Origin of the sequence: Paucibacter soli (genome assembly GCF_037482845.1) — a bacterium.
Classification (GTDB): domain Bacteria; phylum Pseudomonadota; class Gammaproteobacteria; order Burkholderiales; family Burkholderiaceae_C; genus Paucibacter_B; species Paucibacter_B soli.
This window is the reverse complement of the sequence record NZ_JBBHJW010000019.1, coordinates 1-5,386: the sequence shown is the minus strand read 5'-3', so window position 1 is coordinate 5,386 and position 5,386 is coordinate 1. Positions and strand designations below refer to the sequence as shown.

The 5,386-nt window shown below is 51.7% G+C and carries 2 tRNA genes and 2 rRNA genes; all 4 read left to right on the top strand.

The features are described 5' to 3' along the window. Positions 1-200 precede the first annotated feature (200 nt). The 4 genes from WG898_RS24910 (at position 201) to WG898_RS24895 (ending at position 5,278) form a co-directional block, all read left to right on the top strand. Positions 201-1,724, top strand: a 16S ribosomal RNA gene (locus WG898_RS24910). A 179-nt stretch (positions 1,725-1,903) separates the two neighbouring features. After that, positions 1,904-1,980 (top strand) — tRNA-Ile (locus WG898_RS24905). Positions 1,981-2,011: 31 nt separating this feature from the next. Then, positions 2,012-2,087, top strand: a tRNA-Ala gene (locus tag WG898_RS24900). 311 nt (positions 2,088-2,398) lie between these two features. Continuing rightward, positions 2,399-5,278, top strand: a 23S ribosomal RNA gene (locus WG898_RS24895). The 16S and 23S rRNA genes sit together here with 2 tRNA genes alongside, the layout of an rRNA operon. Positions 5,279-5,386: the final 108 nt, after the last annotated feature.

Below are 5,386 nucleotides of genomic sequence, written 5' to 3'. Positions count from 1 at the left end.
CTGATCGCTGATCAGTGCCAAGCAAGTCGAAAGACAGCTTGATGTTCTTTAAGAATTCACAGCCGATAAGCGTGGGCGTTTGAAGGCGAGTTTTGATTCAAAGTGATTTGAATCGAGTCTCTTAGACTTTAAACGCTCACGGAAATTAGATTTGAACTATGCAAATGGTTTAAGTCGATTCCGTTGAGTAAATCAAGATCGAACTGTAGAGTTTGATCCTGGCTCAGATTGAACGCTGGCGGCATGCCTTACACATGCAAGTCGAACGGTAACAGGTTAAGCTGACGAGTGGCGAACGGGTGAGTAATGTATCGGAACGTGCCCAGTTGTGGGGGATAACTACTCGAAAGAGTGGCTAATACCGCATACGACCTGAGGGTGAAAGCGGGGGATCGCAAGACCTCGCGCAATTGGAGCGGCCGATATCAGATTAGGTAGTTGGTGGGGTAAAGGCTCACCAAGCCAACGATCTGTAGCTGGTCTGAGAGGACGACCAGCCACACTGGGACTGAGACACGGCCCAGACTCCTACGGGAGGCAGCAGTGGGGAATTTTGGACAATGGACGCAAGTCTGATCCAGCCATGCCGCGTGCGGGAAGAAGGCCTTCGGGTTGTAAACCGCTTTTGTCAGGGAAGAAACGGGCGTTTCTAATAAAGATGCCTAATGACGGTACCTGAAGAATAAGCACCGGCTAACTACGTGCCAGCAGCCGCGGTAATACGTAGGGTGCAAGCGTTAATCGGAATTACTGGGCGTAAAGCGTGCGCAGGCGGTTATGCAAGACAGAGGTGAAATCCCCGGGCTCAACCTGGGAACTGCCTTTGTGACTGCATGGCTAGAGTACGGTAGAGGGGGATGGAATTCCGCGTGTAGCAGTGAAATGCGTAGATATGCGGAGGAACACCGATGGCGAAGGCAATCCCCTGGACCTGTACTGACGCTCATGCACGAAAGCGTGGGGAGCAAACAGGATTAGATACCCTGGTAGTCCACGCCCTAAACGATGTCAACTGGTTGTTGGGAGGGTTTCTTCTCAGTAACGTAGCTAACGCGTGAAGTTGACCGCCTGGGGAGTACGGCCGCAAGGTTGAAACTCAAAGGAATTGACGGGGACCCGCACAAGCGGTGGATGATGTGGTTTAATTCGATGCAACGCGAAAAACCTTACCTACCCTTGACATGTCAGGAATCCTGAAGAGATTTGGGAGTGCTCGAAAGAGAACCTGAACACAGGTGCTGCATGGCCGTCGTCAGCTCGTGTCGTGAGATGTTGGGTTAAGTCCCGCAACGAGCGCAACCCTTGTCATTAGTTGCTACGAAAGGGCACTCTAATGAGACTGCCGGTGACAAACCGGAGGAAGGTGGGGATGACGTCAGGTCATCATGGCCCTTATGGGTAGGGCTACACACGTCATACAATGGCCGGTACAGAGGGCTGCCAACCCGCGAGGGGGAGCTAATCCCAGAAAACCGGTCGTAGTCCGGATCGTAGTCTGCAACTCGACTGCGTGAAGTCGGAATCGCTAGTAATCGCGGATCAGCTTGCCGCGGTGAATACGTTCCCGGGTCTTGTACACACCGCCCGTCACACCATGGGAGCGGGTTCTGCCAGAAGTAGTTAGCCTAACCGCAAGGAGGGCGATTACCACGGCAGGGTTCGTGACTGGGGTGAAGTCGTAACAAGGTAGCCGTATCGGAAGGTGCGGCTGGATCACCTCCTTTCTAGAAAATGGTCGAGCAGTTATTTGCTGCATGCAGCAAGTGACCAGCGAGATCCACATGACTCTAATTCAAGCGCCCACACTTATCGGCTGTAACACAACAGTGAGTGAAGAAAGCGTGAGCCTGCCGAGCTGGCCTCAACAGGTAAGCGGGAGCTGCAGGGCACGATGAAAACGCGTGGGTCTGTAGCTCAGTCGGTTAGAGCACCGTCTTGATAAGGCGGGGGTCGCTGGTTCGAATCCAGCCAGACCCACCACGGATTCAAGTGAGAACTTGAAAGAGATCCCGGGGGATTAGCTCAGCTGGGAGAGCACCTGCTTTGCAAGCAGGGGGTCGTCGGTTCGATCCCGTCATCCTCCACCAATTCACTCAAGCGTTGGCAAACCATAGCGTCTAAGGGATGCTGTGGTTTGCCAGCCTTTATTGGCTGTTGTTCTTTAACAATTTGTAGAGTCGAATCAGCGTCATTGACGGAAAGCGACGAATCGTAAAGGGTTCGAAGCACCGTGCCGTCAATGACATTTTGATTGCGTCAACATAGACTTCAACTGAGCAAGAAATTGCTTAGGGTTGAAGAACGGCGTAACGCGTGAATACTCAATAAACCATACGGGTGAAACAAGACTCGTATGGAGTCCTTGACGACAGTGCAGTCAGCGCTGTCAAAGTTATAGGGTCAAGTGACTAAGTGCATGTGGTGGATGCCTTGGCGATTACAGGCGAAGAAGGACGTGATAGCCTGCGATAAGCTTCGGGGAGCTGGCAAATTAGCTTTGATCCGGAGATTTCCGAATGGGGAAACCCACCTCGCAAGAGGTATCGCAACCTGAATACATAGGGTTGCGAGGCGAACCGGGTGAACTGAAACATCTCAGTAGCTCGAGGAAAAGACATCAACCGAGATTCCGAAAGTAGTGGCGAGCGAAATCGGAGTAGCCCTCGCGTTTTAGCAGTTTGTATATCAGAACGGAATGGAAAGTCCGGCCACAGCGGGTGATAGCCCCGTATGAAAAATGCAGATTGTGGAACTAGGCGCGAATAGAGTAGGGCGGGACACGTGAAATCCTGTCTGAATATGGGGGGACCATCCTCCAAGGCTAAATACTCGTAATCGACCGATAGTGAACAAGTACCGTGAGGGAAAGGCGAAAAGAACCCCGGGAGGGGAGTGAAATAGATCCTGAAACCGCATGCATACAAAAAGTAGGAGCCCGCAAGGGTGACTGCGTACCTTTTGTATAATGGGTCAGCGACTTACATTCAGTGGCGAGGTTAACCGAATAGGGAAGCCGTAGAGAAATCGAGTCCGAATAGGGCGAATTAGTCGCTGGGTGTAGACCCGAAACCAAGTGATCTATCCATGGCCAGGATGAAGGTACCGTAACAGGTGCTGGAGGTCCGAACCGACTAGTGTTGCAAAACTAGCGGATGAGCTGTGGATAGGGGTGAAAGGCTAAACAAACTTGGAAATAGCTGGTTCTCTCCGAAAACTATTTAGGTAGTGCCTCAAGTATTACCATCGGGGGTAGAGCACTGTTTAGGCTAGGGGGTCATGGCGACTTACCAAACCTATGCAAACTCCGAATACCGATGAGTACAGCTTGGGAGACAGAGCACCGGGTGCTAACGTCCGGACTCAAGAGGGAAACAACCCAGACCGCCAGCTAAGGTCCCTAAAATTGGCTAAGTGGGAAACGAAGTGGGAAGGCTAAAACAGTCAGGATGTTGGCTTAGAAGCAGCCATCATTTAAAGAAAGCGTAATAGCTCACTGATCGAGTCGTCCTGCGCGGAAGATGTAACGGGGCTAAGCCAGTTACCGAAGCTGCGGATGTGCAATTTATTGCACGTGGTAGGAGAGCGTTCTGTAAGCCTGTGAAGGTGGGTTGTGAAGCCTGCTGGAGGTATCAGAAGTGCGAATGCTGACATGAGTAGCGTTAAAGGGGGTGAAAAGCCCCCTCGCCGTAAGCGCAAGGTTTCCTACGCAACGTTCATCGGCGTAGGGTGAGTCGGCCCCTAAGGCGAGGCAGAGATGCGTAGCTGATGGGAAACAGGTAAATATTCCTGTACCGATCTGTAGTGCGATGTGGGGACGGAGAAGGTTAGCTCAGCCAACTGTTGGAATAGTTGGTTCAAGCATGTAGGCGTGCCCTCTAGGCAAATCCGGAGGGCTTAGCTGAGGTGTGATAACGAGGCTGCTTGCAGCCGAAGTGAGTGATACCCTGCTTCCAGGAAAAGCCACTAAGCTTCAGCTACAGACGACCGTACCGCAAACCGACACTGGTGCGCGAGATGAGTATTCTAAGGCGCTTGAGAGAACTCTGGAGAAGGAACTCGGCAAATTGACACCGTAACTTCGGAAGAAGGTGTGCCTTTAGTAGGTGAACCATTTACTTGGGGAGCCCAATGAGGCCGCAGAGAATCGGTGGCTGCGACTGTTTATTAAAAACACAGCACTCTGCAAAGACGAAAGTCGACGTATAGGGTGTGACGCCTGCCCGGTGCTGGAAGATTAAATGATGGGGTGCAAGCTCTTGACTGAAGTCCCAGTAAACGGCGGCCGTAACTATAACGGTCCTAAGGTAGCGAAATTCCTTGTCGGGTAAGTTCCGACCTGCACGAATGGCGTAACGATGGCCACACTGTCTCCTCCAGAGACTCAGCGAAGTTGAAATGTTTGTGATGATGCAATCTCCCCGCGGAAAGACGGAAAGACCCCATGAACCTTTACTGTAGCTTTACATTGGACTTTGAACAGATCTGTGTAGGATAGGTGGGAGGCTTTGAAGTAGGGACGCTAGTTTCTATGGAGCCAACGTTGAAATACCACCCTGGTGTGTTTGAGGTTCTAACCTTGGTCCCTTATCGGGATTGGGGACAGTGTATGGTGGGCAGTTTGACTGGGGCGGTCTCCTCCCAAAGTGTAACGGAGGAGTTCGAAGGTACGCTAAATACGGTCGGAAATCGTGTTGATAGTGCATTGGCATAAGCGTGCTTGACTGCGAGACTGACAAGTCGAGCAGGTACGAAAGTAGGACAAAGTGATCCGGTGGTTCTGTATGGAAGGGCCATCGCTCAACGGATAAAAGGTACTCTGGGGATAACAGGCTGATACCGCCCAAGAGTTCATATCGACGGCGGTGTTTGGCACCTCGATGTCGGCTCATCTCATCCTGGGGCTGTAGCCGGTCCCAAGGGTATGGCTGTTCGCCATTTAAAGAGGTACGTGAGCTGGGTTTAAAACGTCGTGAGACAGTTTGGTCCCTATCTTCCGTGGGCGCTGCAAGATTGAGAGAGCCTGCTCCTAGTACGAGAGGACCGGAGTGGACGCACCTCTGGTGTATCGGTTGTCACGCCAGTGGCATCGCCGAGTAGCTAAGTGCGGAAGAGATAACCGCTGAAAGCATCTAAGCGGGAAACTCGTCTCAAGATGAGTCTTGCCGGGGCCTAGAGCCCCCTGAAGGGTCGTTCGAGACCAGGACGTTGATAGGCTGGGTGTGGAAGCGCAGTAATGCGTTAAGCTAACCAGTACTAATTGCCCGTGAGGCTTGACCCTATAACTTTGACAGTTCAGAAATGAACCGCTCAAGGATTATTGGTAAGCACAAGTTATGCTGTTCTTCAGAAGTCTGAATTGAACGCAATCAAAATCAAAGCTGATTCG